This window comes from Hominimerdicola aceti, assembly GCF_025567495.1.
Classification (GTDB): domain Bacteria; phylum Bacillota; class Clostridia; order Oscillospirales; family Ruminococcaceae; genus Hominimerdicola; species Hominimerdicola aceti.
This window is the reverse complement of the sequence record NZ_JAOQJZ010000001.1, coordinates 19,037-43,402: the sequence shown is the minus strand read 5'-3', so window position 1 is coordinate 43,402 and position 24,366 is coordinate 19,037. Positions and strand designations below refer to the sequence as shown.

The following is a 24,366-nucleotide window of genomic DNA, read 5'->3' as shown; positions in this document are numbered from 1 at the left end:
TTTATCAATCCTTTCTAATTTTCTTGTTCTTGTGTATTATTGGCAGAAATTCATCTACCTTATAGGTGTACTTTAGTCTGTCAACAGCTTCTTGAATATGTTGTTGTACGTTCAGATCTGAACTAAGTACATAAACGTTAGGAGCATTATAGACCTTGCCATTCTTTTTATAAGAGCCTGTAATGTGTTTGATTATTAGTCCATTGTCACATAATGCTTTTAAATAGTTGTCTAGCTGTCTGACCGACATATGTAGTTCTTCCGCTATTGCCGTTTCTTTTTTGTAGCAGCCACAAACACTCTCTGTTATAATTTTCGTATTCTGAAAATTCCATGACTTTATGTATAGGTAAACACGAAGAAGTATTGACTTAGACAGCCTATTTGAAATAGACATTAGTTTGTCCCATTCTGTGTCATACAATATTACGAAATTATCTGGAGGATCAAACACCGCTTTGTTGACCTTAAATCTTAAATGAGCGTTTGCATTAACATTATTTAATGATTTATAGTCACATTGGTTATCCCAAGTCAAATCTGACCTGACAATAAAAATATTGAAAAGTGCTTTTATCCTATGAGTGTTTTCTCTGTTACCTTTACTATAAATCGAACAATGACACAATTCCAAAATTTCATTTATAGATGTACCTACCGTTCTTGTTCTAGTTTCATATAGGTAACTAAGACAGCGATACAATAAAATTTCAAAATTGTCTGCTGAGTCAGCGTATATATATTTCTTGGGCATTTTTACAAAATAATTGTCAGTTATGGTTTGTCACCACCTTTTATTGTTAGTTCACCATTTTTGCAATCTGTATACCAAAAGTGTAGGTCAAAATGCAAAAAAGTGTGCAATCTGTATACTAAAAGTGTAGGTCAAAGTGTAGAGTAGAATAATATTAGATATCTTTAGTAATAAGAGAATCCTTCCTACCCGCTAAAGCGTGTAGGTTTTTTCTTCTAAATATTAATTGTTTACAGGAATAAATTTCTTGTTGACAACTAATAATCAATATGATATATTAATATCGTAAGTTTAGTATGCTACTTTTGAGATACTACGGTTATTATACTACTACTTTTGAGATGTGTCAATAGCGAGTTGAACATAAATATGTAACTTTTATGTTAATTTGTTATTGTATTAGGATAATTAAGTCAATTACATTTTTAGAGAACATAAGCCAAGACAAATGAAATAAAATTTAAAAATCAGAAAATAAGAGAGGTTCAGGAAAAGTGAAATTAAAAATTAAATAATGTAGGACAGAACATTAAATGACTTACATGAAATTAATTAGCATAAAATGAAGATCATTGTGATTGTATCTATTAAGGTGATTATATCTATTGAGCAATGAAGCGATAATGACAATGTATTGATATTGTATTATTGTGCTGCGCACAGCTAGTCAGTTATATTCTCGCTACGCTCGTATATAACTGCCCTGCTTGATTATCGTTCCCTACGGTCACGCTAATCTTCACAGATATTTTTTCAGTTGAAAGATTATTGTTTGCATGAGTTGTCTGGCAACTACTTAAACATTTTGTTTTCGTCTGAACATTTTATTTCGGAGCGTTCGGTAAAATTACGATAGCTTATTCGTTGTTTTCGCTTGTAAATCAAGGCGTAAAAACGTTTTTTTCGTTTTTACGATAGGTTATTTTATGGGTTTTATAAATGATATTTTGATGGCTTTTTATTGTTTTGAGATGTTTCGGTGATAGTGTATTATTTTTGAAGCGTAGTTTAACGAGTTGACAGTGATTTAAAATTGAATTTTAAATGGGTGATTGTTTAAGTGTAAAACTTGATTTATAGCCATTTTAGGGCAAAAAATAAGACCTATTATGGTCTTTAAAGGAGTATATTTTTTGGGGAGTAATGGGTTATTTTTTTATGGTGTAGAAATAATGTTTGTAAGTTAATTTTGGTGTGTTTTGGTGTATTGGGGTATATTTTAAGGTTTGGAAAAGTTGAAAAAATGGCGTAGATACGAAGTTTACTCGAACGTGTTACCGAATGAAAATTGGAGTTTTGGTGGGATAATGGAAGAGTGTGCAGGAATTTTAAAAAGTGTCATTTTGATTTTAGATTTGGTTTTGGGGTGTGTGGATAGAGTGGAACTACTAAGGGGATAATCTCGTTTCCATATGTTCCCATAAATGTAAAGTCACCCCCTCCAAGGCTATTTAATTAAGTATATTAACATATCCATAAAACCGCATATTTGCGTGGTTTATATGCCTTTTTGCCAAAATCACATATATAAATAATTGTATCTCAATTAATAGAATATTAATATAATTCTGCTGACTCCATGCAAGCTCAACCGACTTTATATTATTTGATTTTTATCAATTATTGATTAAGTTAATAATTGAACTTTTTGTATATTTGTTTATTGCTAATATTTGATTTTTATCAAATATATTTATCGGTGGTTGCTATTCGATATACCGAACGCCCTTAATCATCATCTTTAAAATTTGAACATTTTATATTAATATTTTAACCTATCAGTTCCCTATCAATTCCCTATTTCACCCCTTATTTGCCACCAAAGTGGTAAACACACGCCAAAATACCCTATAAATTTAATACTCAATCCCTATTTTAAACTAGCAATTTGCACAAAATTAGCCTTTAAAGTTATGCAAATTGACTAATTGTCATTAACTAGCATTAGTAAAGGACCATTCAAAGGTCCTTATACGTCCAAAAAATTGTACACTTATTTCATGCTATTCAACGTTTATAACAGTCCAAATATTTGTACACATACATATATACATACAAACATATACACGTCAAGATCTCTTGCAAGATCTCCGCTTGCAAACTCACAATATATAGCACACATAAACCATTACCCACAATATATAGTATACGCTCATACATAATACGCTACAATACCACTATATATTGTATGCTCTCAAATCCATTCTAACGGCTATCAAGTATAACTATACAACCCATGCACACAACAGTATATAACGCTTGCTAGTAGCCTTATAGCTCAAAATGCAAGCATACTATATATTGTGTATCGTAAGCAATAAATACTGTATTAACCGCTATATATTGTGATTTAGTGCCTCTATAGCACGCTCTAAAAATTCAGGGCGTGAAATGTCATTAGACTTGCAATAGTTTACAATTTTGTTATTTAATTCAGGCTTGATTTTCAGGCTAAAATTTACATAATTTTCTTTGTTATATTTTGTATTATATTCTATTTTTTTACGTTGATTTTTTTCATTCATATAATTAAACCTCTTAACTAATTGTATGTTTTCAACAAAATTTAGCGTATTTCAAAAATATTTTTATTTTCACAACTACAATATATAGTTATATCTAGCAATTATATTGCATCTAACCACTATATATTGTACCATTCGTGAATGTGTACAAATAGCCGATTTGACGAACATTCGTGAATGTGTTATAATATAATTACAGTAAGGGAAAAGAACACAACACAATAAAAATCCTTTGCCAGGTCATCAAGTTTCACGATTGCACTTTGAAAATCGTCCGACAGAATAGAGAAATGGAGTTGAAAAAGCAAATTCAGACGTTAAAAGCGTTAATGAAAAAAATGGGATTTTTTCATCAGCCTTGCAAGCTTGAAATTTTTGCAACTTGAAAATTAAATATTTTCTATCCGAACCGGCTAAAACCGATTGAACAACGTCAAATGTACGATAGAAAAATCTTAAAAACGATAGGCTCAAAATGTTTTTAATCCAGTTTTCGAATTTCTGGGATATAAAAAAAGGGATCTTGCTAATAGTTTACCTAAACTTTTAGCGGTTATTTTAACCGCTATACGATTAAATCCAGTGCAATGATCTGAATTTAATCAACCATATTTTTTAGGATAACACAAAAGAAATAAAAAGTCAAGTGTAGAACAGTAAAACAAAAGAAATGAGACAACAGACAAAACAAAAAAACAAAAAAACAAACGTAAACCAAAAAAATGGAGGTAATTTTATGTATACATCAAAAAAAATCACAAACAAGGAGTGTATCAAAATGAGTACAAACATTAAGCCCTATATCACCGATGAGGACATCATCAATATCAATGATCTTGTATCAGAACTTGCAGTGATCTTGCGGAAATTTGAGATCGACTTAAACCCATATCAAACGGACGTATATTTTTACTATGATCCAGATACAAAAATAGGACGCCTTGAAACGTTTATAAACGTGGGCGGTCATTCATGGATTAATGACGATCACGTTACTATCTATAGTGACGAACCGCACTATATGAACATTTATGATTACTTTGATTCAGTTCTGGAATTTGCGGACGCTCTTGAAATTTCTAAAAATGATCTTATAGAAGCCACAAGAAAATTTAAAAATCTTAATAGTGATGATTCTATTGAGCGTATAGAAGTTATCGACTATATCAAGAGTGACAATAAACTTGTAAATAAGCTAACCGCTTTTTATATTAGCTACTATGTTGATGATTACAACGTGGAATTTCTCAGCAAGGCTCAAGAGATATTAAGCAGAATTGAGATATAACAATCTTAAAGGGGTTTAAGCCCCTTATATCTACGAAACTGCATGAGGTGGAGCGGATACCATAACCATTATTTACACGTTATACAACTTTAAGACTTTGAGGAGGTCAATTATTATGGCAAAAACACAAACAATATTCGGCACACATTTTTGTGGAAACGAGATTTCAGACTATGGCAAGCAAAATGGTTTTGTTGACTATGCAACGCTCGCAAAGTCATTTGATGCTGTTATGTGTAATGACATCTTATCGACAACGGCTGAGATCGGCTACTGGGATATGGTTAGCGGTTCTAATGTAACTTATGAGGATTCGGACGGCAACATTCTTGACTATGAGGAATACACCGATAAACTAGAAGAATTGCAAGAACGCTTAGAGGATGCGGAAGCAGAAGATAATCTTGAATTAATTTCAGAATTGGAAAATGAAATTGATGACCTTGAACATAGTGAGCACTATTCAGAAATATTTCAATATTTCATTATTTCCGCACAAGGTGCTAGTATCCTTGAAGAATATACTAACGAAATAGTATACTACAATGAAACTTTAGATCTATATGTATGGGGTGTTACTCATTGGGGCACGAGCTGGGACTATGTTCTCACTGATATACCATGTGAACGATCTAAAAAAGCATAATATAAACAAATCTGAGGGCGGTTATATAAGCCGCCCTATATACTCAAGATGACCGCATGAAGTTGTTGAGAGTACCAATAATATGTTTATATATTTTTTTAGGAGGTCAAATTTTATGGAAATTACAAAAATCAACGGAGAGGAAATAAAAATCGGCAAAACGTCAATTACAGTGAAGGGCGATAACGGCAAGACAAAAGGAGTTATAAAGAATTGTAATGTTATTAATAACTTATTGCCTCCTCGAACTTTATTTGAAGTTGCATATAAGTTGAGAAAGAAAAATATCAAAGTTATGGATTTTTTACAATAGGCTTGTAGCCGTTGATGGGAACTATTATTTTCTCTATAATCTCAGAAAAAATGATTTTGTGGAAAAGTATGCAATTAAAAATCCTGAGATATTCCAAGCTGAAATCAACAAGGTTAAAGAACAAGACGAACTAGCCGACTTGTGCATTAAGTCTGGAATAATTCAGATCGTAAAATGTAGATACTAATAACAATACGGAGGTAAAAAATCATGAACACGAAAATTATAGTAAACACAAAGAACCTTGTAGCAGCCCTCGAGCAGGTGGAAAAGATCATTAACACAAAATCATCTGACTATCTTTTGCGGAGTGCGTTTATCCAGGCTGAGGACGGAAAAATGAAAATTTCCGCAAATAATCTGGAGGTTATCGGCTGTAAGACTATAAGCTGTATAACCGATGACAAGATCATGTTTGCTCTTGAGGACGTGAAAAGAGTTATAAAAGCTCTTAAATATTTCAAGGGCAGCGATACAATTATCACGTTTGATAGTGATAAAGCGTGCAACTTTGAGGACGGCAAAAAGTCATTTAAAGCTGGAATAACTGATGTAAATGATAATGATGCACATTCTCTTTTTGCACATCTTGGAAAAGTTTGGATTGATAATATTAATTCAAATAATTCAAATATCCTTGAGCAACATACATACACGATTGAGAAGCTTATGGAGCGTTATAATTCAATCAGCTATGCTATATACACACAAAACGATCTCAAGCCTATATTAAGAGGTATTAATTTTAAGGCAAATAAAATGGTAGCTCTTGACGGCTATAGACTTGCAATCAGCACTGATACGGAAGATAACGGCTTGAGCTTTAAAAATGAGTTTACAATAAATAATAACACATTTTCAATTTTAAAGCAATTCAAAAAGGGTGAATGTGATATTATATCGTTTAAGGATATAACAGCATTTAATCTTGTGTCGGAAGATTTTACGCTCTTGAGCAGGAATCTTGAAGGGCAGTATTTCAAATGGGAGGCAGCTATTCCATGTAGTTTTAGCTCTGAATTTGAATTTGAGAAAAAGAATATGCTTGAAAACTTGAAATACTTTAAAGAGATTAGAGTTAAAAAGACTATGGATATGTTTGCAATCAAGAATAATGGACTTGTCTCACCTTATGGAAGCATTGATATTGAGGGCTTGAATATTTCGGAGACTAGCGGTTATGATCTCACACGCTTTACGGATGCTGTTAAAAATCTTGAGGGCGACAGAATTAAAATGCTCCATAGCGGGGCATTGAAGCCTATAGTCTTCAAAAATGTTGAGGAAAATAAATACAATAGTCAGCTTATGTTACTTTGCCCGATAAATCTAAATGACGTAAAATCAACATGGTATAAATAAACAAGGAGGTAAACCATGAGTAATAAGCCATATTTAACAAGAGAAAAAATAGATACCTTGCTTAAACAAGGTATTAAAAAACGTGATTTTGAAGATCAAATAGGTTTTTTCTGCACCGATCAAGGGTATGTGTATAAGTCAGACAAAAGCTTTGATGAACTTGCAAATGACGAGATCTGCTATATACCTGAATACTATGACGAAACCGATGAAAACGGCTTGCTTGAAGATGTAGCAACGTATACAAAGCTTGACTTCATGGAATTATGCGACAATATTAAATGGAGAGCCGTTTTCGTTTATGAGGGCGTTGATTGGCAATACCCTGAAACGTATTATGATGAAATTGATTGGGAGGAATTAGAAGAGTTTGAGACGCAAAACAAATCTAAATAAAATATCTGTTTTGAGGAGGAATTAACCATGACAAGAGAAGAAATGATTAAGATTATTATAAAAATGTATAACGAGACAGCGGAAGCACTTGAGAAGGCAGACAAAGAATATAATAATGATAAAAAGAACGCTAAAAAGCGTGAAGTTTATCGTTATGTAGCTGCTCAAGAAGCGGTCTTGAATGACCTATGTTATGAGCTGGAGATTGATGACCTTATAGACGATGGTCTTGACGATGAGGAGAAATGATGATGAAAGATTATATGGTAGAGTTTATGTTCAAAGGTTTACCCTTCCATGAAAGGACAAGAGTTTACAACGTGAACAATCGCAGTGAGGCTATACAGGCTGTTAAGAACCACTACGGAAGCAGAGCCGTAAAGATAATCAGTGCAAAGACAATCAAGAATGATCAGTGCAAAGACAATCAAGAATGAGGAGGTTATTTAACTATGACAGTAAAAGAGTTTTGTGAAAAGGCATCATCTAATATAGATAATATAGATGTTGAGTTGTATGAAGTTAATGAAGATACAACTTTGTGTACAACAATTGGCGAAATGTCAAGAAATGATGGACTTCGTGAAGAATGGAAAAATGCTGAGATTGAAGGGTGGTTTATTGATGATGAGGAGCATTTTATTTTAAGTGTAATTAAATGATAGAGGAGGTATAATATTATGACAGTACAAGAATTTATGGAAATGTTCATTGATCCTGATGTACAACACATTCAGATATGGTCGGATTACGAGGAGAAAATTGTTTATGACGGAGATTACGGAGATACTCCAGAGCATATGAACTATGCGGAAGTATCGAGCATTGATAACGTTTATGCTGATAACAAGGGCGTTATCTGTTTGAATGTTTGGAAGGTGGATTGAGGTGAGTAACAATGAAAACTAAAACTATTATGTCAACAGGTACTAGAGAAGATTTGGTAAAGATGATTAATGCATATTATTATTCAAAGAACTATATTATCACTGAGGATAACAGAATTTATAACACTAAAACGGAGAAATTTATGGACGATTTAAGCGTAAAATTCTATCGTGGTAGGTGGAAAGTTATAAGAAATATTGCTGAATAAGGAGGGATAATATCAATGAATGTACAGAAAATACCAAATGACGGGAGACATTTGTCACAAATAAACAGAGTAGTTACTTTCTTAACGTGTAAGGGCTGGAGAACGCCAAATGAAATATGGGTAGGCTTTTCGGACAATGGAATTGAAATGACAGATATGACAAAGAGAGGAGTTATTAAGAAAATAGAACGTGATAACAAGTTATTTGGAGTAGAATAAAACCATACTTTTAAGGAGGAATTTAAAATGACAGAAAAGCAGAATAACATGGTAGTACAGCACCCTGATAAGCGTCTTATGGAACGTATCAGATCATTGGAACGGAATGAGCGTATTAGATTACATATCGCACAAATGAAGTGTAACGGCTATACTGATAATGAGTGCAAAACGTGGTTAATAAAAATAGCCATACTGTCCGATTTTATGGACGTTTTCGACAAAATTCTAGTTGACTAATGAGGAATTTTGTAGTATAATTAATTAAACAAAGGAGAAATTTGTATGAAATATGGAATTTTCGAGTCAAGAGTAGAGTTAAGGAAGCTCCCTGAGAGATTGTTTGATATAGTTTCTTTGTGTGAAAACATAGGAAACCCTATTAAGATCTATGATAGCGAGGTGGAAACTTTAGCAGAATTGAAGAAATATCATTCAGATATTATAAACATAACTAATTTTACAGTGTTTTCAACAAGGCGTTTTTTTAGATGTGAAGTCTATTTCGTTGCTGAATGTGAAAAGATAGACGAGGACGAGGGCGAGACTATCGAAAACCTAATTAACGGAGACGGCATTGAAACCGCACCGCTGGAGCGTGAGATTAGCTTATCTCTTGCTGAGTTCAAAGTTGACGGAAAAACTATCAAAGGCAGTAAGCTTGAGGGCAGTTATGAACCAATCTATATAGCTACAACACCCGATGACTTACAGTGTTATTTTAAAGAAGCATATCCCGATGAGGATATTGTATACAATATCAGAAATAATGAAGAAACTTATGACGAGTATGAGTTGGACGAGGAGGAATAATCAATGTTACTTGCTACAATAATTTTGCTTATTATCTATTTGTGGGTAAACCACAGCGAAAATAAGCGGAGAGAAATTAACAGAAAATACAATCCAATTGGAGCTTTTGACAAAGCTCAAAAGATTTATGATGACGCCTTTTATAAGGCTATTGATGAGGGTAGAAGTCTTACGCTTGAGGAACGAAAAGAACTGGATAAGCAATGGCATAAAACCTATAGCCAAGAGTTGGCTTATCGAGAGAAAATGTGGGCTAAGATACCTGACAATAAGAAGTAATATAATATAATAGGAGATAAAACATGAAAGTTACAGTTGAAAACGAGACAATCAAGGTAAACAGTCCGTATAACAAGAGCTTTGTCGCAGGGGCAAAGCAGATACAGGGCAAGTGGAACGCCCCTTGCTGGGTCTTCCCAGAGGAGAACAAGGAAGCTGTCAAGGCGTTACTCATCGAATGCTATGGTGAATGCGGAGAACTTGGTGCGGTTAGCACTGTCACAGTAGATCTTGACCTCGACACTTATACTGAGGGTTACGAGGACGGAGAAATCAGAGTTGGCTCAATCGTTGTTCTGAAAAGACTTTATCGTGACAGAGAGGTTATTTTCTCCGACAATGCAATGCTTATAAACGGTGGCTTTGCCACTTCGGGTGGCTCTGTCAAAAGTCCTAGAATAGCGGCTGATAAGAACACAATCGTTCGTGTAAAAGGTGTTCCTGAAACGATTTATAGCAAAATCAAAGACCACGAGGGCGTTAAACTCGTATCTGATATAGACGTGGAAAGCTTAAAAGTGGAGCGTGAAAAGCTTCTTAAAAGACTTGCAGAAATAGACAGTTTACTTGCGATATAAAAGCGATTGTGCGTATAAAACTAATATAATAAATATAAATACTCCTATTAATCACATTGATTGATAGGAGTATTTCTTTATGCAGGAATAAATATAGGAGGAATAAATATGAAAAATGAAAATACGAATACATTACTTTTTGTAAAAATGCTAGACAACGATCGTAAAGAAGAGCTACGGAAGATAGAGGAAGAACAAGATTATAATATGCGGAAGGCATATTTAAAAGCAAAACGCCGTCAAAGGCTCAGAGAAGAACGCCAGAGAAAAGTTAGAATGATAGTGAAGAACGTTGTCTATGGTGGTTTTGGCTTGCTCTTTACAAGCGTTATGTTGATAGCAGGAATAATATTTACATTGTGTATATGATGGGAGTGAATGAAAATGAATATTAGTACGGCTCAAACTTGCAAAATTTTCGATTTATCGGATAGACTTCCGACAGGAATACAGATAACAAAACAGCCAAAGCGAAAAAAAGGTCATAGAAATGCTATTACAAAACATACGGCAAGCAGGCAGAAGTCTGCAAGCTGGTTCAGACCTGATGATCTAAATGTGATTTTGGAAGATTTATTTCAGAGCAAAAAGTATTTTAAGGCGAATATTATAATCTTTGCTTGCAATTCAGGATATCGTTATGGAGATATAATGACCTTGAGGGTCAAAGATTTAACCGATAACAACGGCAAAATTGTAGATTACTTGACATTACAAGAGGACAAGACGGACAAATGGAGAACGGCATGGCTTTGTGATACTGCAAAGAAAATGCTGAATTTTATAATCAAGTATTATAAACTTGACCCAGAAGATTATATTTTTCAAAGCGGAGAACGTAAAAGAAAATATATTGAGGATATTTTCTTGAATGAGGACGGAGAAGAAGAAATTGTATATACTAATGAGAAGTATGATTGGAACGGCAGACTACTCAGGATAGCTCCTATGGAACTTAATTCCGTTACAACATTTCTAAAGAATATAACCGCCAAACACGGCATAGAAGGCAAATATAGCACTCACAGCTTTAGGCAGACACATTCCGTGTATATTAGTTGTATTCAAAAAGGCAGCGAAGATGTTATAAGAGATTTGCGTATTGCCTGTCAGAGTCTGGGACATTCTGATCTGAGGATAACTGAACAACATTATAGCGGTTGCGATAGCAGACTCGTAAAAGAGCAAATGTTAAAAATGGAAGTTGGCAAGGAAGTTGTGGATAAGTATGTAAAATAAAAAGGGACTTTTAAAAGTCCCTTTAGTGCTTCTTGTGGCGTTCTTTACTTCTTTGTACTGCTAGAGCATTTTTAGATTGATTAACTTTGTATTGAGGTCTGTTGCGTGGGAGATAGGCTTTCACAACATTAACATTCATATTCATTAAGTCGGCAATCTCATTAGCTGACTTCCCTTCTTTGTGGTATTGAGTGATTTTGGCGTGGGTATTATTAACTATAATACCTAAACTAGAAAGACTTTTAATAACTCTTTGCCACGAGATACCGAGTTTAATAGCAACTCCTCTTACGGATTTAATTGAGTTCCAGTATGATAATATTTCTTGGTCTGTTATTGATTTAATTTCGGACATAAGAATACCTCTTTTGTTTAATTGTTAATTTCGTCTAATAGTTTTTTTTTAACATCGGTAATATGCTGACGGAAGAAATTTGGATTAGCATTTTCATAACTTAAAATTCTTTGGAGCTTATATTTCAGAGCAGACAGAAGATTATTGTTTTCAATGACATATTGTTGTTTATCATAGCCCTCATAAATTCTGTCTATGTAGACATCTGTTACAGGAAAAGCATCACTAATAAAGAAAATAGATTTGGTGGTTGTCTTGCCAATGTGATAAAAGCAAGAAGCAATATTTCTTGGATCTTTGTTTATATAGGAATAAATACGATTAATAGCTTTAGTGTCACGATGATTTACTTTGCCTACAGGTATTGCCCAATACAATTTGGAATTTTCGGTGGACTTAATCAAACAAACAATGGGTCTTTCCTTGCAATCATTCCAAGTTCCTCCTACATCTCGAATAAGTTGATAATAGTCGGGTGTAATAAAGTACATACCATGTTCCGTCATATTTTGACACTCCTAATACAAAAAAATATGCTGTCACTTCAGATTAACCAAAATGACAGCATCACTACAATGTTTCTGTGTCGCACATTGCGAAGCGTAAATTGAATACTACAATGTTACTTTGCCGTACATTGTGAAACGTAATTGTATCTACAATGTTTCTGTGTCGCACATTGCGAAGCGTAAATTAGAGATGATAGAGATAATCTTTCATCATTTATAGTATAGCATACTATTGTCAATTTGTCAATGCTTTTCAAAAAGTTTTGAATGGAATTTTATGCAAATTCAAAAAACACAAATCAACAAGTCAGAGTGTCCGCTGTTTGAGTTTCTATCTGTAGTTCTAACAGCAGTTCTTTTTTGATAGATAATACATCGGCACAAGTTGGAATACAATGTTGACCTCGATTGATCTGATTAAGAATACGTTCAGCTTTTTGTTTAATAATTCGTATTTCATTTTGATTTTTAAGAATGAGGTGGTTGGAGTTAATGGTATATTTACGCTTGATATATTTTTGAGTAATGGGAAACATATCTTGTATTAAAAATACACTTTGTTTTCCATTGCTCAGAGTACAAATATGTAATATATCACATGGCTTATGATTTTTTAAGCGTTGGTTGATTATCTTTTGATACTTGTTAATGCGTGAGCTTAAAGGAATTATCCAATATAGTCCTTCATTAGTATCTTTAAAACAATAGTAATGAGGACGATTTTCGGATTTATTTCCTTTTAGAAAAGGGTCGTTAAATTTCTTGAAGAATAAATCATCAATTATATAAAAGCCATGTTCAACCATTATTTTTCACCTTCCAAAATTAAAAGCCCTGCCACAACGGCAAGGCTTAAAACTTTCAACCCAACCATTTATATCCCGCATATTGGTAAGCGGAAAACTTTCAACCCAACCATTTATATCCCGCATATTGGTAAGCGGAAATGGTAAATAACTACCTTTCATCATTTATAGTATAGCATACTATACTCATTTTGTCAATACTATTTTGTGGAACTTTGTAAAATTTATTCGTTAGTTTGTGACAAGTCACCCTGCTCGCCGACATCCTTTTTTTCTTTAGGTTTCTTTTCTTTGGTTTTAAATGAAAATGCAAAACCAATTATGCCAATGGAGAAAATTAATGAGCCAGTGGATATGAAAATTACTCTCTCAATTTTCGCAGCGGCTATTTTACCGCTGACAAGTGAAGCTCCTATGATATAGTTGTAAGCGTCACCGCCAACATATTCGTCAATGGCACTATACTTGTCACCTTCCAAAATTGAAAATGTGGTTAAATTTTTGCTTGGAATTTTTGTTGTATAACCTATCACAAATAGTGTTATTCCTATTGCAATCACAAGAATGGAACAAATTTTCTTCATGGTATTACCTCCTGTTTTATGATTATCTGCTACGATAATCGTTTATAAGACTATTATTGCTTTCAATGGAACTTTGATTATTGGATATACAAGTGTTATAATAATCAATATTACTTTGACTTTCTGATATAAGTTCATTGTACACGTCAACAACTCTTTGGCAATCGTCTAAGTGAGATTGAGCCTTTGAAACTGCTTCTGAGTCAACTTCTGTAGTCCAACCGCCATCACCATAAACTTTAACCATTTTCTTATTGGCGTTTTCAAGCTGTATTTTAGCCTCCTCAACATCATCTTCGGCATCCGATTTGTAGATTTCATAGATGGAAATATCAGATTGCTCATTGTTTATTTCGTTCTGATAGGTGGAGATTTCACTCTGTAGGCGATTATTTTCTTGCTCTAAAGCACTTATTTCAGAACTATAATCATGCGTGGTAGTTGTAGTTGTCGTTGTGGTTGTAGTCGTTGTGGTAGTAGTTGATGATTTGGAAGTAGTTGTGGTAGTTGATGGTTTAGTTGTTGTTAAAGTATGAGAAGTTGTTGTGGGAGTGGTGGTTGTTGTACTTGTTGTAGTGGTAGTGAAATTACTGTCAGATATGGAACTTGTTGTTTTACTATTACATGAGGACAATGCTAATGTTGTCATGAGTGCAATAAGAATTAATTTTATTTTGCTCATTTTTACTTCCTCTAATTTCTAAGATTAATTAGAATTACTTTTAATAAGAGAATTTTAGCATATTTTAGGCTGAAAATCAAGATTTAGGGTTTAAGTGTAATATCTCAGAAACTAAAATTGTGTATTTCAACAAAAAATACGCTAGAATTTTGTGAAAGATTTTTATTTTTAAGTGTTGACTTCACCTTGACACTTTGATATAATGAAATCAAGATAGTAGAAAGAAGGTGTTTTGTTATTAAACAAGTTCCAATTCGTATTGATGACGAGCTTCATAAAAAATTAAAAATCATCACCATAAAGAATGATACTACAATCCAAAAATTGGTTGAGGATTTTTTAAAAAAGTATGTAGCCGAACATGAACATCAAGAATAAAAAATATAGTATATTGCCACATCTTGCAGGAGGGACAATATACTATATCTAGGAACAACCACACAAAAGCGAATTGACAAATGGTGATTGTATAACTATATTCTATCACATACTTCTGCCTTTGTCAAGTATTATCTTTAAAGAGGTGGGAGTATTTTTTATGCTTGCAAGCAGGAAATTTCAAACAACAATGTAAATTAAGAACAGAAAGGACAAAGAAAATGGACGGAATCAAAACATTCACAAACAAGGAATTTGGAACAGTGAGGACAATAGTTAAGGACGGAGAGCCTTGGTTTGTCGGAAAAGATGTGGCTGAGATTTTGGGATACGAAAGAACTACTAAAGTAATAAGCGAAAGAATAGACGATGATGACAAGTTTATGGTTAGTTCTAAAACTCAGTCCCAATTCGGGATTGAGTTAGGACAGCGTGGCGGTTGGCTTATTAATGAGTCTGGTTTGTACTCACTTATTCTCGGAAGTAAGCTACCAAAGGCGAAAACATTTAAACGTTGAGTTACTTCGGAAGCTCTCCCTACTATATATTATATTTAATCTGTAACATTTGACAAATACGTTTATTATAAGTTGTTTTTTGTGCAATATTTTTGTGATTATATGGTTGACTTTTGTGTAACCATATGTTATTATATTAATGGTAACACAAAAGTGAGGTGATATTTCTAGTGAAACCAAAAATGGGTAGACCTACTGATAATCCTAAGAATAACAACACGAGAATACGAATGTCTGATGAAGATGTAAAAATGCTTGAATATTGTGTCGAGCATACTGGAAAATCCAAATCAGATATAATTCGTGCAGGTATAAAAGAGGTTTACAATAAATTAAAAGGTGAATAAATGAAAAGGAACGCTCCTCCCTAGCAAGTTGAAACGTTCCCATACATTTAGTCTACCCATACTCATAAAAGATAAATGTATCTGTCAAGAATCATTACATCTATTAAGATAAAGGCATCTGTTTAAATTATACTATAAATAGATACCTTTGTCAAGTTATGCTTATCAATAATTTGTGGAGGTATTTTTTATGCAAAATTTAATGAAATTTCAAAACATGAATGTAGGAATAATTGTTGAAGATCAAACAGTTTTGTTTGAAATTTATTCTGTTGGCATGGCATTAGGACAAGTTAAGAAAAATGCTGTGGGCGAACTTTACCCTAGAAAAGATAGAATAGACCAAAATTTGAAAAGTGCAGAGATACACCCTTGTGTCCGCAACGGACACAAATACATAAATGAATCTCAACTTTATGATTTAATGTTGGAAATGAAAACAGAAAAGGTTAAGCCATTTAGAAAATGGGTTACATCAGAGGTTCTTCCGACTATACGCAAGACAGGTGGTTATGTAGCTAATGACGAGATGTTCATTAATACCTATCTGCCAAATGCCGATGCTCAGACGAGAGAATTGTTCAGGCTCAATCTATCAACGATCAGACAACTTAATAACAAGATAGAGCAGGATAAACCTCTTGTGGACTTTGCAAGTCATATACAAACTTCTGAAGATTGTATATCAATGAACGATATGGCAAAGCTGGCAACTAAGAATGGAATAAAGATAGGTAGAACAAGGCTATTTAATTTCCTGAGGGAGAAGAAAGTGTTAGGCTGTAAGGACGGTCATAAGAATATGCCTTATCAAAGGTACATAGACACTCAGCCATGGTTTCAGCTTAAAGAAAGCTCATACATACAGAATGGCGAAGTCAGAATAGGACTCACTCCTATGGTAACGCCAAAGGGTCAGAGTGGAATTATTAGAATGTTGAGAAAGTGTAATACAACAAACTAAAGTAAATAAAATGCAAGTTTCGTTTTCAAATCTTGCAAAAATAGAAAAGAAAGGAACAATAAACAAAATGAACATAAACAAATTTAAAAGGCTGCTTGCCGAGCGTGGGTTTTCATACTCACGCAGAGGTAAGGGGTCGCATGAGATATGGGTAAATGAGAATGGAGAGTCTTTTTCGTTCCCATCAACCCGAAAAGAAGTTTATATCGGAATTGTATGGAACTTCCGAAGAAACTATTGTCGCTGTTAAATCGTGTATTTATTTTTGGGAATAATTTATCATTGATTTAAGCATTGAATGGTGATAAAATTAAGGCAGTGGGAATTAGTTTTACTAATATTTACCTTAATCGTGTGGTAAAATATGTTGTACAAAATAATGGACATAAATCACTTGACAGAACATTTGTTTTATAGTATAGTATAAGCATATTAGAACAGATGTTCTTTTTACAAAGATTAAAACTAAAAGGGAGTTGTAAAAATGGTCTTACAAGAATTAATAAAATTAGTATGCAATAAATGCTATAACGAGTTTATACTTACAAACAACAAAAATAATGACAAAATATATGGAACAGCTCTGAAGCTAACTGACAATCCAATTATTAAAGAAGAACGTAGGGGTGGTTTTGAGGATTTACAAGATATTTGTGGGATAGATCACGGGTTTCTATGCTTGGAACTAGACAGGACGCAAGATTTGGTTCTGCTTGATTACTGTATGACGATCGGTCGGCTTGAATATGATTTATCATCAGCCATTATAACTATTGCAAGAGATACTATTATAATAGGAATACATGATGTCACTTTGAATATTTCTTGCCGATACGTTCCCGAACGTTTAGTGGCTTCTATGCCACTCTTTCCGCTAGAGAAAAAGCAGTGGGTTGAAATTACGGAATTACTGAAAGAAGATTATATTGACGAAACTAGGTCAAGCGTAGAGAACGATAAGATTACACTGCTTATCGACACATATGCACTAGGCAATCTCAATAAAAATCAAATCAGTAACTTGCAATATCTGTATTTTGAATTGTTAAATATAGATAAGCTATGCGAAATACTCGATTGCGGAACTTTGGCTGTTGACTATAATCGAGCCGCTACACCCTATATAATGTATAACAAGCTGCATAAGAAATGTTTTATTGGCTTGTGGAGTTTGCAAGAGAATAGATGCTTGAGCAAATTTAATGCAGATATGCTTTATAAAAAAAGCTACATAGACCCACTCATTTTTAATTTGTGTAATGTTTTTGAGAAAAGAGAAAAAATAGCAACGCTTAATATTTCTATGTTTGGAAATGATTTAGGCTCAATGGAAATATTAAGATAGATTTAACATTATATTCATCAAAACACAATGAATATTAAAAGTTGTATGGTTATAATATAGAAAAAAGAAGAAAAATAAACAACGACAACAACAAAACGTTAAATAAAAAGAAAGGAGGACGTTGTTTATGGAAAAAATTTGTTTTAAAGAAAATAACATAAAAATATGTAACAAAGAGATCACAAGAGGAGATTTGATTTTGGTGAACTTTCCTGACGTGGGAGGTTCTGTGCAGGCTGGAGTACGTCCGGCAATAGTTATACAAAATAACATAGGAAACAAATACTCCCCATGTTTGATAGTTGCACCGCTAACGTCAAACACTTCAAAAAATAAAACGTACTTCCCTACTCATGTCCTACTTCATAAAACAAGTGGAGTGGCTAAAACAAGTATTGTTTTATGTGAGCAACTTTCTACGATTAGCAAGGCAAAGATAGTTAATTGTTTAGGTCACTTGACACCGAATGAAATGAGAAGGATAGATCAGGCAATTTGTATTTCTCTTGCATTAACATCATGTGATGTTAGTGCTAATCAAAAACTAGCTTGACTTTTAACCGTTCTTTTGGTATAATACATATGATAATTAGTACAATATTTTCCTACAATAGATTGCTTTTTGTTATATGTATCATATTTGGAAGGACGGTTTTTATTATGACAAAAGAAGAGCTAAAATTATCAATACAACAATATATTGAAAAGGAAACAAATGTTATTAGCGATTCAACGCTAAAGAAAAAAGCATCAACTTTGAATAGTTTTTTGAAAAAATATAATGAAGAAAAGACGTTTCACGATAATATTGCCAACTTTTTAAAAGATAATTCGACTCTTGGTAGTTTTAGGATTAACAAAATGTTATTAAAGGGTTGGTTGGGTTTTGCAAATATAAATTGCGATATTGAAGACATACAATTTCAAACGAATTTTATTACTGATGTTAAAGAACTGAATGACGCTATTGACAAGGTAATGAATAACCCTGATATAGACATATGGTCGGTAGAGGTAAGTGCGTATTCCTGTTATGTTAAGTTAATATGTTACTTACTATGGGTCGGAGTTCCAAAAAGCTCGTTATCCAAAATGAAAAAAGGCGACTATGATATTGATAGGCAAATTCTATGGGTAAAACAGCAGAATGGAAAAAAGCAAACAATAGATTTAACCTCAAAATATTTTTCAGATGTATCTGATATGCTGCATAAAGAGTTATGTAATAATATTTATTCATTGCATTTTGAAAAAGAAACGCAAAATATCTGTGGTAGATTGAGAGATGTAACCACATATAACAACGCCAACATATCAAAAGCATATAACACAAATGATTATTTATTTCGTCCTATATCCAGTGGCACTAGCACGGTTAATGTTGTTAATGGTATTAGAACAATTATAGTTCCAAGAATCTGTTTGAAATTAAACATTATCAGTAAATCGGGCTTTTTTTATAGAGCGCACAAATATTTATTAAACGTGTACGGAACGGAAGATATTGGAGGCAAGAATGGCAGGAACTTGAGCCAAGCATTAGACTTTCTTGATTACGATTTAACTCGCACAGGCATTGTGAAAGAATATAAAATATATTTGGAGCAATGTTCTAAGAGATCAAAAATCTAAATTTTGGCACAAAAACGAGATCATTAAGGTCTCGTTTTTTTATTATCTATAATTATTAATATTCTGTAAACTTTAGCTTTTATGTGTTGACACATCTCAAAAGTAGTAGTATACTATAATCATAATCTCAAATGTAGCACAGTAGAATTAATATAAGACGTGTCACTGTGGTGGAATAGGTATACACAAGGAACTTAAAATTCCTCGGGAAAATCCATGCGAGTTCGAGTCTCGTCAGTGACACCAGTACAGTTTGCCAATACTGTACAAAGTAAATTGGCATAGCAGGTACAGTGCTTATCCCAACATATGGGAATGTAGTGAGATACCTGCACTTGTGACTTTAGCTCAGTTGGTAGAGCATTTGACTTTTAATCAAAGGGTCGGGGTTCGAGTCCCCTAAGTTACACCAAGTCGGTTACGGTTGCCGACAACAATAACGGTTCATCAATTAAAATTACACTGATTACAAATTACAAACTAATCTGTATGTAAAGGTAGGTGAACAAAAAGGTACTGTGAAAGCAGTACCAACATTGGACTATAGCCAAGTGGTAAGGCAAGAGACTTTGACTCTCTCATTCCGCTGGTTCGAATCCAGCTAGTCCAACCAAAATATTTTGTAACGTATTTTAGGGTACAAATATAAAATAACGTAAAATAAAGGCGGTGAGAAAATGATTAAACTTAATCTTATAGAGTGTGCCGAGAAAAGTACAAAAAACGAGTCATAGGAAACTACAGAACTTCACAGGAATGTAGTCGGGCTATGAATGATTACATTTCAAATAACAAATTAAGGAACGTAAAACCTTATAGGTGTTATTGGTAAGAGAGTACGGAAACAATAATGGACTATGGTTCACATTGGAAATTCTTCAAACTCAAACCAACGTGTAATAAATCAGCCGATGAATTGTAAAAATGGGTCTGTGGCGATGAATAAACAAAAAAATAAGCCACTCAAAAGAGTGGCTTACGAATGAATATTAGATGTATTTATTGACTTTGTGATTTATAAATTTAAAGATGCCTGTTACGATCGGGGCAATAAGAACAAATCCCAAGAATGGAACGTTGATTATTAGTTGTTTACACATATTGCCTATAAACAATATTGCACTTAGTAAACTATTGAATATTTCTAACATATTTTCACCACCTTTCGTTTACTTCAAGTTGTTTACCTTTTTGTTTTATTATAACATGGGTCAATTAACTTGCCAACGCCATTAACGCATATCTCATCTTTTATACACAATTTATACACAAACTATCACATAGTTTACATTTTACATATGAGGAGAATTATATATGATTATACTTTTATTTATTATATCAATCACTATGCTTATTATTTCTATAATATTTAATAAGAAAGGTAATGAAGCTAGAAAGGATACAGCAGGTTGGTTTACTTCTTTAATCCTGTTCAGTTTTACAACAATTACTTGTTTATTTGCAACATTAGGATTTACAGCTTCGGTTGTAAAATCTAAATATACAGTAGAAATGATTACTATGTACGAACAACAAAATAATCAAATTGAAGAACAAATTGATACAGTTGTAAAGCAATATCAAGAATATGAAAGTGATACATATGCAATGACTTCTTCTGAAAGTTCTATTACTCTTGTAAGCCTTTATCCTGATTTAAAATCAGATGAACTCGTAAAGAAACAGATAAAGGTGTATCAAGATAATAATAAGAAGATAACTGAGTTGAAGGAAAAGCAGATAAATGCAAAAGCTTCTAAGTGGTGGCTTTATTTTGGAGGGTAAAAATGAGATTGGGTGGATATAAAATAGGAGATAAGATAATCTACACAAATTCTTTTACAAAACCTACATTAGGTAAAGTTGTTTATTATATAAATGACAATTATCTTGTAGACCTTTCTGATAATACAAGAAGATGGGCGACAGATAGAGAATTGAAGAGATGTGGCGAAAAGAATGACTATCTTAATGTTGTTAATAAATATATAAAAGGAAGAAAATATAGATGTATTAAAGATTATATTTTTAATGACTCTATTTTTGAGGGTGCTTTTATAGAAACAATACCAACAAATACTGAATTTACTATTGACATACTCTTTTCATATACAAAGATTATACCCATTAATGAATATATAACTATTATTTATGTTGCTTTACGCCCCATTGCTTGGAAATCTAAATATGAAACTAATATATTAGGCGGTACAATAAACATTGTTTGGGAAGCTTTCGTAAAACATTTTGAACTTGTAAAGTAGGTGATTATATGGGTATGGATTATAAATATAGTGGTAGTGCGAGTTATGGTCGTTTTGATAAAGAGTTGTGTGCAGTTGCAGAGATATTTGGTGCGGTTAAGACAGATAATCTTAAAACAAGGGAAACTGATGTAGCTAGATTTAATTCAAAGCATAATATGTTTTACAATGTCTTTGGTACATATAGCATTTTAAAAGCAGATGAACTTAAATTTTTATTTCCGAAAGATACTAATAAAACATTGGTAAAGTGGTTTCAGAATGTTTATGGCAAATTTACGGTTGAAGAAACAAAGGAAATATTTGAGCAAATGCGTAAGCATCCTGATATTGAGATAATATCACAACAAATATGGAATGAATTATTGTTTTGTAGTAAGAATAATCTACCTTGGCACATTCTTCGTTAGAGTGTTTACTACAATGTTTCAGCAATTAGCAGCCATGCTGTTGACATAGATTTTATTCTTAATTCCGCTCTGAAAAGAGCGTTAAAATACACATTTTATTGTAGAAAAAACAAAGGAGTTGTAAAACAATGAAAGGTTATAAAGTTTTTAACCCCGATTGGACGTGTAGAGATTTTCAGTACTCAGTTGGAGAGACATATGAAGAAGATGTAACTCCTCGCTGTTGCAAGAGAGGTTTTCATTTTTGCACAGAGTTAAAAGATTGTTTTAACTATTATTGTTTTGACCCACTTAACAAAGTTGCCGAAATTGAAACCCTCGGTGAGATTGACACAGAAGAAGAAGGAAGAAAATCCTGTACCAATAAAATTAAAATTATCCGTGAACTGTCATGGGAAGAAGTCTTAAAAAAAGTTAATATGGGAAAGAATAATACAGGATTCGGTAACACTGGTACTGATAATAACGGCAATTATAATACTGGTAGCCATAATACTGGTAATTATAATACTGGTATTTGTAATAATGGCGACTCTAATAGTGGTAAAAGAAATAAGGGCAAATATAATAGTGGTGGTCGCAATACTGGCGATTGTAACAGTGGTGGTTGTAACAAGGGTAATCGTAATAGCGGTTTTAATAACAATGGTTATTCTAATAGCGGCTACTGCAATAATGGCAATGGCAATAGTGGTAACCATAATATTGGTAATCGTAATAGTGGTGATTGGAACCGTACTAACTGTTCATGTGGCTGTTTTAACACAGAAGAGCCGAAGATTCTTATGTTTAATAAGCCATCTAATTGGACAATCGGAGACTGGTATCATTCAAAAGCAATGATTATATTAGATAAACTTCATAATAATTCTCTTCAATGGATTCTTACCATCAAGATGTCTAGGGAAGAAAAAGAACAGCATCCTGATTATGAGATACTAGGTGGTTATTTAAGAAAACAGAACAATCTTGAAAGTAATCAACTTTTCTGGGATAAATTATCAGAATGTGAAAAGGATATTGTCAAATCACTTCCGAATTTTGACGCAGAGATTTTTAAAGAAATCACAGGTATTGATATAAATAAAGGAGTTTGATAAACATGAACAAAAGAAAATTTAAGATCGGAGAACTTTATCGAGTTGGTTTAGATAGTTTCGGTGATAGAATGACCGAAACTGGAAACGTAATAAGGATTAAAGCAATAGAGTATATAGACAATAAGAAAATGGTTAGGTATCAAACAGTTAAGCCAAATGGTGGCGATAGTATGTTTTATATTTATAGCGATTTTGCTAATTGCTTAAAGAAAATATCGTCTGATATTGACCGTGAAATTCAGATTACTTTCCACGATAAGACAACGGTTGCCAAAATGAAAGAATACGGCAAGGTAGTAAGAGTTGGCACTTCAAAATGTTGTTCTGATGATACATATAGTGCATATATTGGTGCTTTGCTTGCCTTGGCTAGAATATATTTTCCTAACGCTAGTTGTGATAATAAAGAGATACGTTTTTTTGATACTAAAATAAACCCTAAAGAAAAATCTGAGTACAGATGTGATAAGCAGTTCTCGCACTCTGATATAAATAAAGCAATATACAATTTAATTAGTAGATATGACATTGCTGATACATGGGTAGCAGAGTCACTGAATAATTTCGGAATTGCGTTACATGAAGAACTTAAAAACATGAAGGAGAGCAAATAATGGAAGTGTATAATCCAAAGGACGGCAGAAATTGGCACGAGATTAAATATACATTACAATCCGGTGAGTATAAGGGTTGGTTTACTACTGAGGTTGGTGGCACTTGTCGAGGAGCTGATCTTCTTGACCCAGATATTTTTGCCACAATGTGTAGTATTGATATCGTTTCAAGCAACTGCGAATTTGAGGTTGACGAAGATAACGAGAGCTTTTCTTGTATATTGCACGATGATAATGGCAATGACCTTTTCTTTGATTGTTGTTATGAAGAGGATGTGAGGGAAATGTTAGTAGCAATAGAAATCATTAACGTTAGATAAACTAAAAGATAAACTAAATTTAATGTGTTT

The 24,366-nt window shown here is 33.1% G+C and carries 36 protein-coding genes, 3 tRNA genes and 1 pseudogene; 33 read left to right on the top strand and 7 right to left on the bottom strand.

Annotated features, from left to right (window positions below; translation table 11 throughout):
• Positions 1–4: 4 nt before the first annotated feature.
• On the bottom strand, positions 5–250 hold the full coding sequence (locus tag OCV57_RS00285; RefSeq protein WP_267300122.1) for a hypothetical protein: 246 nt from the start codon (positions 248–250) through the stop codon (positions 5–7).
• A 2,840-nt stretch (positions 251–3,090) separates the two neighbouring features.
• Positions 3,091–3,279: a hypothetical protein gene (locus OCV57_RS00280; RefSeq protein ID WP_267300121.1), complete on the bottom strand. Its 189-nt coding sequence runs from the start codon at positions 3,277–3,279 to the stop codon at positions 3,091–3,093.
• A gap of 778 nt (positions 3,280–4,057) precedes the next feature.
• Between OCV57_RS00280 and OCV57_RS00275 the strand changes: the two genes are divergently transcribed.
• The 17 genes from OCV57_RS00275 (at position 4,058) to OCV57_RS00195 (ending at position 11,508) form a co-directional block, all read left to right on the top strand.
• The gene (locus OCV57_RS00275) at positions 4,058–4,567 is read left to right on the top strand and encodes a hypothetical protein (RefSeq protein WP_267300120.1); all 510 of its coding nucleotides are present in this window, start codon (positions 4,058–4,060) and stop codon (positions 4,565–4,567) included.
• Between the two features lie 115 nt (positions 4,568–4,682).
• A complete protein-coding gene (locus OCV57_RS00270) occupies positions 4,683–5,213 on the top strand; it encodes a hypothetical protein (RefSeq protein WP_267300119.1) in 531 nt (176 codons plus the stop codon).
• A gap of 115 nt (positions 5,214–5,328) precedes the next feature.
• A complete protein-coding gene (locus OCV57_RS00265) occupies positions 5,329–5,526 on the top strand; it encodes a hypothetical protein (protein WP_267300118.1) in 198 nt (65 codons plus the stop codon).
• 339 nt (positions 5,527–5,865) lie between these two features.
• A complete protein-coding gene (locus tag OCV57_RS00260) occupies positions 5,866–6,888 on the top strand; it encodes a hypothetical protein (protein ID WP_267300117.1) in 1,023 nt (340 codons plus the stop codon).
• A gap of 15 nt (positions 6,889–6,903) precedes the next feature.
• The gene (locus OCV57_RS00255; RefSeq protein ID WP_267300116.1) at positions 6,904–7,284 is read left to right on the top strand and encodes a hypothetical protein; all 381 of its coding nucleotides are present in this window, start codon (positions 6,904–6,906) and stop codon (positions 7,282–7,284) included.
• Between the two features lie 27 nt (positions 7,285–7,311).
• Positions 7,312–7,533, top strand: coding sequence for a hypothetical protein (locus OCV57_RS00250; RefSeq protein WP_267300115.1), 222 nt, complete (start codon positions 7,312–7,314; stop codon positions 7,531–7,533).
• Between the two features lie 2 nt (positions 7,534–7,535).
• On the top strand, positions 7,536–7,721 hold the full coding sequence (locus OCV57_RS00245) for a hypothetical protein (protein ID WP_267300114.1): 186 nt from the start codon (positions 7,536–7,538) through the stop codon (positions 7,719–7,721).
• A gap of 15 nt (positions 7,722–7,736) precedes the next feature.
• Positions 7,737–7,946: a hypothetical protein gene (locus OCV57_RS00240; protein WP_267300113.1), complete on the top strand. Its 210-nt coding sequence runs from the start codon at positions 7,737–7,739 to the stop codon at positions 7,944–7,946.
• 18 nt (positions 7,947–7,964) lie between these two features.
• Entirely contained in the window at positions 7,965–8,171 is a 207-nt protein-coding gene (locus OCV57_RS00235; RefSeq protein ID WP_267300112.1) for a hypothetical protein, read from the top strand.
• Between the two features lie 11 nt (positions 8,172–8,182).
• The gene (locus tag OCV57_RS00230) at positions 8,183–8,380 is read left to right on the top strand and encodes a hypothetical protein (protein ID WP_267300111.1); all 198 of its coding nucleotides are present in this window, start codon (positions 8,183–8,185) and stop codon (positions 8,378–8,380) included.
• A 15-nt stretch (positions 8,381–8,395) separates the two neighbouring features.
• On the top strand, positions 8,396–8,599 hold the full coding sequence (locus OCV57_RS00225; RefSeq protein ID WP_267300110.1) for a hypothetical protein: 204 nt from the start codon (positions 8,396–8,398) through the stop codon (positions 8,597–8,599).
• A gap of 27 nt (positions 8,600–8,626) precedes the next feature.
• Positions 8,627–8,839, top strand: coding sequence for a hypothetical protein (locus tag OCV57_RS00220; protein WP_267300109.1), 213 nt, complete (start codon positions 8,627–8,629; stop codon positions 8,837–8,839).
• Between the two features lie 45 nt (positions 8,840–8,884).
• A complete protein-coding gene (locus OCV57_RS00215; RefSeq protein WP_267300108.1) occupies positions 8,885–9,412 on the top strand; it encodes a hypothetical protein in 528 nt (175 codons plus the stop codon).
• 3 nt (positions 9,413–9,415) lie between these two features.
• Complete coding sequence (locus OCV57_RS00210; RefSeq protein ID WP_267300107.1) at positions 9,416–9,691, top strand: hypothetical protein; 276 nt, start codon at positions 9,416–9,418, stop codon at positions 9,689–9,691.
• Positions 9,692–9,714: 23 nt separating this feature from the next.
• A complete protein-coding gene (locus OCV57_RS00205) occupies positions 9,715–10,269 on the top strand; it encodes a hypothetical protein (RefSeq protein WP_267300106.1) in 555 nt (184 codons plus the stop codon).
• A 108-nt stretch (positions 10,270–10,377) separates the two neighbouring features.
• A complete protein-coding gene (locus OCV57_RS00200) occupies positions 10,378–10,638 on the top strand; it encodes a hypothetical protein (protein ID WP_267300105.1) in 261 nt (86 codons plus the stop codon).
• Positions 10,639–10,653: 15 nt separating this feature from the next.
• Positions 10,654–11,508, top strand: a complete 855-nt coding sequence (locus tag OCV57_RS00195; RefSeq protein WP_267300104.1) for a tyrosine-type recombinase/integrase — start codon at positions 10,654–10,656, stop codon at positions 11,506–11,508.
• Between the two features lie 22 nt (positions 11,509–11,530).
• Here OCV57_RS00195 and OCV57_RS00190 read toward each other — a convergent pair whose 3' ends face one another.
• The 5 genes from OCV57_RS00190 to OCV57_RS00170 form a co-directional block, all read right to left on the bottom strand.
• Positions 11,531–11,863 carry a hypothetical protein gene (locus OCV57_RS00190; RefSeq protein ID WP_267300103.1) on the bottom strand — a complete coding sequence of 111 codons (333 nt, stop codon included), beginning with the start codon at positions 11,861–11,863 and terminating at the stop codon, positions 11,531–11,533.
• Positions 11,864–11,880: 17 nt separating this feature from the next.
• A complete protein-coding gene (locus OCV57_RS00185) occupies positions 11,881–12,369 on the bottom strand; it encodes a hypothetical protein (RefSeq protein ID WP_267300102.1) in 489 nt (162 codons plus the stop codon).
• Between the two features lie 302 nt (positions 12,370–12,671).
• Complete coding sequence (gene cptIN, locus OCV57_RS00180) at positions 12,672–13,178, bottom strand: type III toxin-antitoxin system CptIN family toxin (RefSeq protein ID WP_267300101.1); 507 nt, start codon at positions 13,176–13,178, stop codon at positions 12,672–12,674.
• Positions 13,179–13,402: 224 nt separating this feature from the next.
• Complete coding sequence (locus OCV57_RS00175) at positions 13,403–13,762, bottom strand: hypothetical protein (RefSeq protein WP_118160666.1); 360 nt, start codon at positions 13,760–13,762, stop codon at positions 13,403–13,405.
• Between the two features lie 22 nt (positions 13,763–13,784).
• A complete protein-coding gene (locus OCV57_RS00170) occupies positions 13,785–14,444 on the bottom strand; it encodes a hypothetical protein (protein ID WP_267300100.1) in 660 nt (219 codons plus the stop codon).
• Between the two features lie 599 nt (positions 14,445–15,043).
• Between OCV57_RS00170 and OCV57_RS00165 the strand changes: the two are divergent.
• The 16 genes and pseudogenes from OCV57_RS00165 to OCV57_RS00095 form a co-directional block, all read left to right on the top strand.
• Positions 15,044–15,337: pseudogene (locus OCV57_RS00165) on the top strand (BRO-N domain-containing protein); the annotation flags it as partial.
• Between the two features lie 173 nt (positions 15,338–15,510).
• The gene (locus OCV57_RS00160; RefSeq protein ID WP_181986836.1) at positions 15,511–15,687 is read left to right on the top strand and encodes a ribbon-helix-helix domain-containing protein; all 177 of its coding nucleotides are present in this window, start codon (positions 15,511–15,513) and stop codon (positions 15,685–15,687) included.
• A gap of 190 nt (positions 15,688–15,877) precedes the next feature.
• On the top strand, positions 15,878–16,651 hold the full coding sequence (locus tag OCV57_RS00155) for a phage antirepressor KilAC domain-containing protein (protein WP_317244775.1): 774 nt from the start codon (positions 15,878–15,880) through the stop codon (positions 16,649–16,651).
• Positions 16,652–16,661: 10 nt separating this feature from the next.
• Positions 16,662–16,901 (top strand): type II toxin-antitoxin system HicA family toxin, encoded by a 240-nt coding sequence (locus OCV57_RS14320; protein WP_394804257.1) that lies wholly within the window; start codon positions 16,662–16,664, stop codon positions 16,899–16,901.
• Positions 16,902–17,135: 234 nt separating this feature from the next.
• Entirely contained in the window at positions 17,136–17,996 is an 861-nt protein-coding gene (locus tag OCV57_RS00150) for a hypothetical protein (RefSeq protein ID WP_267300097.1), read from the top strand.
• A gap of 127 nt (positions 17,997–18,123) precedes the next feature.
• Entirely contained in the window at positions 18,124–18,549 is a 426-nt protein-coding gene (locus OCV57_RS00145; protein ID WP_267300096.1) for a type II toxin-antitoxin system PemK/MazF family toxin, read from the top strand.
• 107 nt (positions 18,550–18,656) lie between these two features.
• Positions 18,657–19,628, top strand: a complete 972-nt coding sequence (locus OCV57_RS00140) for a hypothetical protein (RefSeq protein ID WP_267300095.1) — start codon at positions 18,657–18,659, stop codon at positions 19,626–19,628.
• Positions 19,629–19,789: 161 nt separating this feature from the next.
• Positions 19,790–19,874, top strand: a tRNA-Leu gene (locus OCV57_RS00135).
• Between the two features lie 91 nt (positions 19,875–19,965).
• Positions 19,966–20,040: transfer RNA gene (locus OCV57_RS00130), tRNA-Lys, on the top strand.
• A 125-nt stretch (positions 20,041–20,165) separates the two neighbouring features.
• A tRNA-Gln gene (locus OCV57_RS00125) sits at positions 20,166–20,241 on the top strand.
• A gap of 701 nt (positions 20,242–20,942) precedes the next feature.
• Positions 20,943–21,413 carry a hypothetical protein gene (locus OCV57_RS00120; protein ID WP_267300094.1) on the top strand — a complete coding sequence of 157 codons (471 nt, stop codon included), beginning with the start codon at positions 20,943–20,945 and terminating at the stop codon, positions 21,411–21,413.
• 2 nt (positions 21,414–21,415) lie between these two features.
• Positions 21,416–21,892, top strand: coding sequence for a hypothetical protein (locus OCV57_RS00115; protein ID WP_267300093.1), 477 nt, complete (start codon positions 21,416–21,418; stop codon positions 21,890–21,892).
• Between the two features lie 8 nt (positions 21,893–21,900).
• On the top strand, positions 21,901–22,302 hold the full coding sequence (locus tag OCV57_RS00110; RefSeq protein ID WP_267300092.1) for a hypothetical protein: 402 nt from the start codon (positions 21,901–21,903) through the stop codon (positions 22,300–22,302).
• Positions 22,303–22,430: 128 nt separating this feature from the next.
• Positions 22,431–23,399, top strand: coding sequence for a pentapeptide repeat-containing protein (locus OCV57_RS00105; protein WP_267300091.1), 969 nt, complete (start codon positions 22,431–22,433; stop codon positions 23,397–23,399).
• Between the two features lie 5 nt (positions 23,400–23,404).
• Positions 23,405–24,016, top strand: a complete 612-nt coding sequence (locus OCV57_RS00100; RefSeq protein ID WP_267300090.1) for a hypothetical protein — start codon at positions 23,405–23,407, stop codon at positions 24,014–24,016.
• Entirely contained in the window at positions 24,016–24,336 is a 321-nt protein-coding gene (locus tag OCV57_RS00095; RefSeq protein ID WP_267300089.1) for a DUF5406 family protein, read from the top strand. Before OCV57_RS00100 ends, OCV57_RS00095 begins: the two co-directional genes overlap by 1 nt.
• Positions 24,337–24,366 lie beyond the last annotated feature (30 nt).

Excerpts from the sequence above, each read along its gene's own strand:
- OCV57_RS00145 (WP_267300096.1), top strand. The coding sequence starts at position 18,124 with ATGGAAAAAATTTGTTTTAAAGAAAATAACATAAAAATATGTAACAAA.
- OCV57_RS00285 (WP_267300122.1), bottom strand. The coding sequence starts at position 250 with ATGTCGGTCAGACAGCTAGACAACTATTTAAAAGCATTATGTGACAAT.
- OCV57_RS00210 (WP_267300107.1), top strand. The coding sequence starts at position 9,416 with ATGTTACTTGCTACAATAATTTTGCTTATTATCTATTTGTGGGTAAAC.
- OCV57_RS00260 (WP_267300117.1), top strand. The coding sequence starts at position 5,866 with ATGAAAATTTCCGCAAATAATCTGGAGGTTATCGGCTGTAAGACTATA.
- OCV57_RS00280 (WP_267300121.1), bottom strand. The coding sequence starts at position 3,279 with ATGAATGAAAAAAATCAACGTAAAAAAATAGAATATAATACAAAATAT.
- OCV57_RS00120 (WP_267300094.1), top strand. The coding sequence starts at position 20,943 with ATGATTATACTTTTATTTATTATATCAATCACTATGCTTATTATTTCT.
- OCV57_RS00170 (WP_267300100.1), bottom strand. The coding sequence starts at position 14,444 with ATGAGCAAAATAAAATTAATTCTTATTGCACTCATGACAACATTAGCA.
- OCV57_RS00275 (WP_267300120.1), top strand. The coding sequence starts at position 4,058 with ATGAGTACAAACATTAAGCCCTATATCACCGATGAGGACATCATCAAT.
- OCV57_RS00185 (WP_267300102.1), bottom strand. The coding sequence starts at position 12,369 with ATGACGGAACATGGTATGTACTTTATTACACCCGACTATTATCAACTT.
- OCV57_RS14320 (WP_394804257.1), top strand. The coding sequence starts at position 16,662 with ATGCAAGTTTCGTTTTCAAATCTTGCAAAAATAGAAAAGAAAGGAACA.
- OCV57_RS00155 (WP_317244775.1), top strand. The coding sequence starts at position 15,878 with ATGCAAAATTTAATGAAATTTCAAAACATGAATGTAGGAATAATTGTT.
- OCV57_RS00230 (WP_267300111.1), top strand. The coding sequence starts at position 8,183 with ATGAAAACTAAAACTATTATGTCAACAGGTACTAGAGAAGATTTGGTA.
- OCV57_RS00110 (WP_267300092.1), top strand. The coding sequence starts at position 21,901 with ATGGGTATGGATTATAAATATAGTGGTAGTGCGAGTTATGGTCGTTTT.
- OCV57_RS00250 (WP_267300115.1), top strand. The coding sequence starts at position 7,312 with ATGACAAGAGAAGAAATGATTAAGATTATTATAAAAATGTATAACGAG.
- OCV57_RS00200 (WP_267300105.1), top strand. The coding sequence starts at position 10,378 with ATGAAAAATGAAAATACGAATACATTACTTTTTGTAAAAATGCTAGAC.
- OCV57_RS00175 (WP_118160666.1), bottom strand. The coding sequence starts at position 13,762 with ATGAAGAAAATTTGTTCCATTCTTGTGATTGCAATAGGAATAACACTA.
- OCV57_RS00235 (WP_267300112.1), top strand. The coding sequence starts at position 7,965 with ATGACAGTACAAGAATTTATGGAAATGTTCATTGATCCTGATGTACAA.
- OCV57_RS00225 (WP_267300110.1), top strand. The coding sequence starts at position 8,396 with ATGAATGTACAGAAAATACCAAATGACGGGAGACATTTGTCACAAATA.
- OCV57_RS00270 (WP_267300119.1), top strand. The coding sequence starts at position 4,683 with ATGGCAAAAACACAAACAATATTCGGCACACATTTTTGTGGAAACGAG.
- OCV57_RS00140 (WP_267300095.1), top strand. The coding sequence starts at position 18,657 with ATGACAAAAGAAGAGCTAAAATTATCAATACAACAATATATTGAAAAG.
- OCV57_RS00205 (WP_267300106.1), top strand. The coding sequence starts at position 9,715 with ATGAAAGTTACAGTTGAAAACGAGACAATCAAGGTAAACAGTCCGTAT.
- OCV57_RS00100 (WP_267300090.1), top strand. The coding sequence starts at position 23,405 with ATGAACAAAAGAAAATTTAAGATCGGAGAACTTTATCGAGTTGGTTTA.
- OCV57_RS00240 (WP_267300113.1), top strand. The coding sequence starts at position 7,737 with ATGACAGTAAAAGAGTTTTGTGAAAAGGCATCATCTAATATAGATAAT.
- cptIN (WP_267300101.1), bottom strand. The coding sequence starts at position 13,178 with ATGGTTGAACATGGCTTTTATATAATTGATGATTTATTCTTCAAGAAA.
- OCV57_RS00195 (WP_267300104.1), top strand. The coding sequence starts at position 10,654 with ATGAATATTAGTACGGCTCAAACTTGCAAAATTTTCGATTTATCGGAT.
- OCV57_RS00115 (WP_267300093.1), top strand. The coding sequence starts at position 21,416 with ATGAGATTGGGTGGATATAAAATAGGAGATAAGATAATCTACACAAAT.
- OCV57_RS00095 (WP_267300089.1), top strand. The coding sequence starts at position 24,016 with ATGGAAGTGTATAATCCAAAGGACGGCAGAAATTGGCACGAGATTAAA.
- OCV57_RS00215 (WP_267300108.1), top strand. The coding sequence starts at position 8,885 with ATGAAATATGGAATTTTCGAGTCAAGAGTAGAGTTAAGGAAGCTCCCT.
- OCV57_RS00150 (WP_267300097.1), top strand. The coding sequence starts at position 17,136 with ATGGTCTTACAAGAATTAATAAAATTAGTATGCAATAAATGCTATAAC.
- OCV57_RS00220 (WP_267300109.1), top strand. The coding sequence starts at position 8,627 with ATGACAGAAAAGCAGAATAACATGGTAGTACAGCACCCTGATAAGCGT.
- OCV57_RS00105 (WP_267300091.1), top strand. The coding sequence starts at position 22,431 with ATGAAAGGTTATAAAGTTTTTAACCCCGATTGGACGTGTAGAGATTTT.
- OCV57_RS00265 (WP_267300118.1), top strand. The coding sequence starts at position 5,329 with ATGGAAATTACAAAAATCAACGGAGAGGAAATAAAAATCGGCAAAACG.
- OCV57_RS00255 (WP_267300116.1), top strand. The coding sequence starts at position 6,904 with ATGAGTAATAAGCCATATTTAACAAGAGAAAAAATAGATACCTTGCTT.
- OCV57_RS00190 (WP_267300103.1), bottom strand. The coding sequence starts at position 11,863 with ATGTCCGAAATTAAATCAATAACAGACCAAGAAATATTATCATACTGG.
- OCV57_RS00245 (WP_267300114.1), top strand. The coding sequence starts at position 7,536 with ATGAAAGATTATATGGTAGAGTTTATGTTCAAAGGTTTACCCTTCCAT.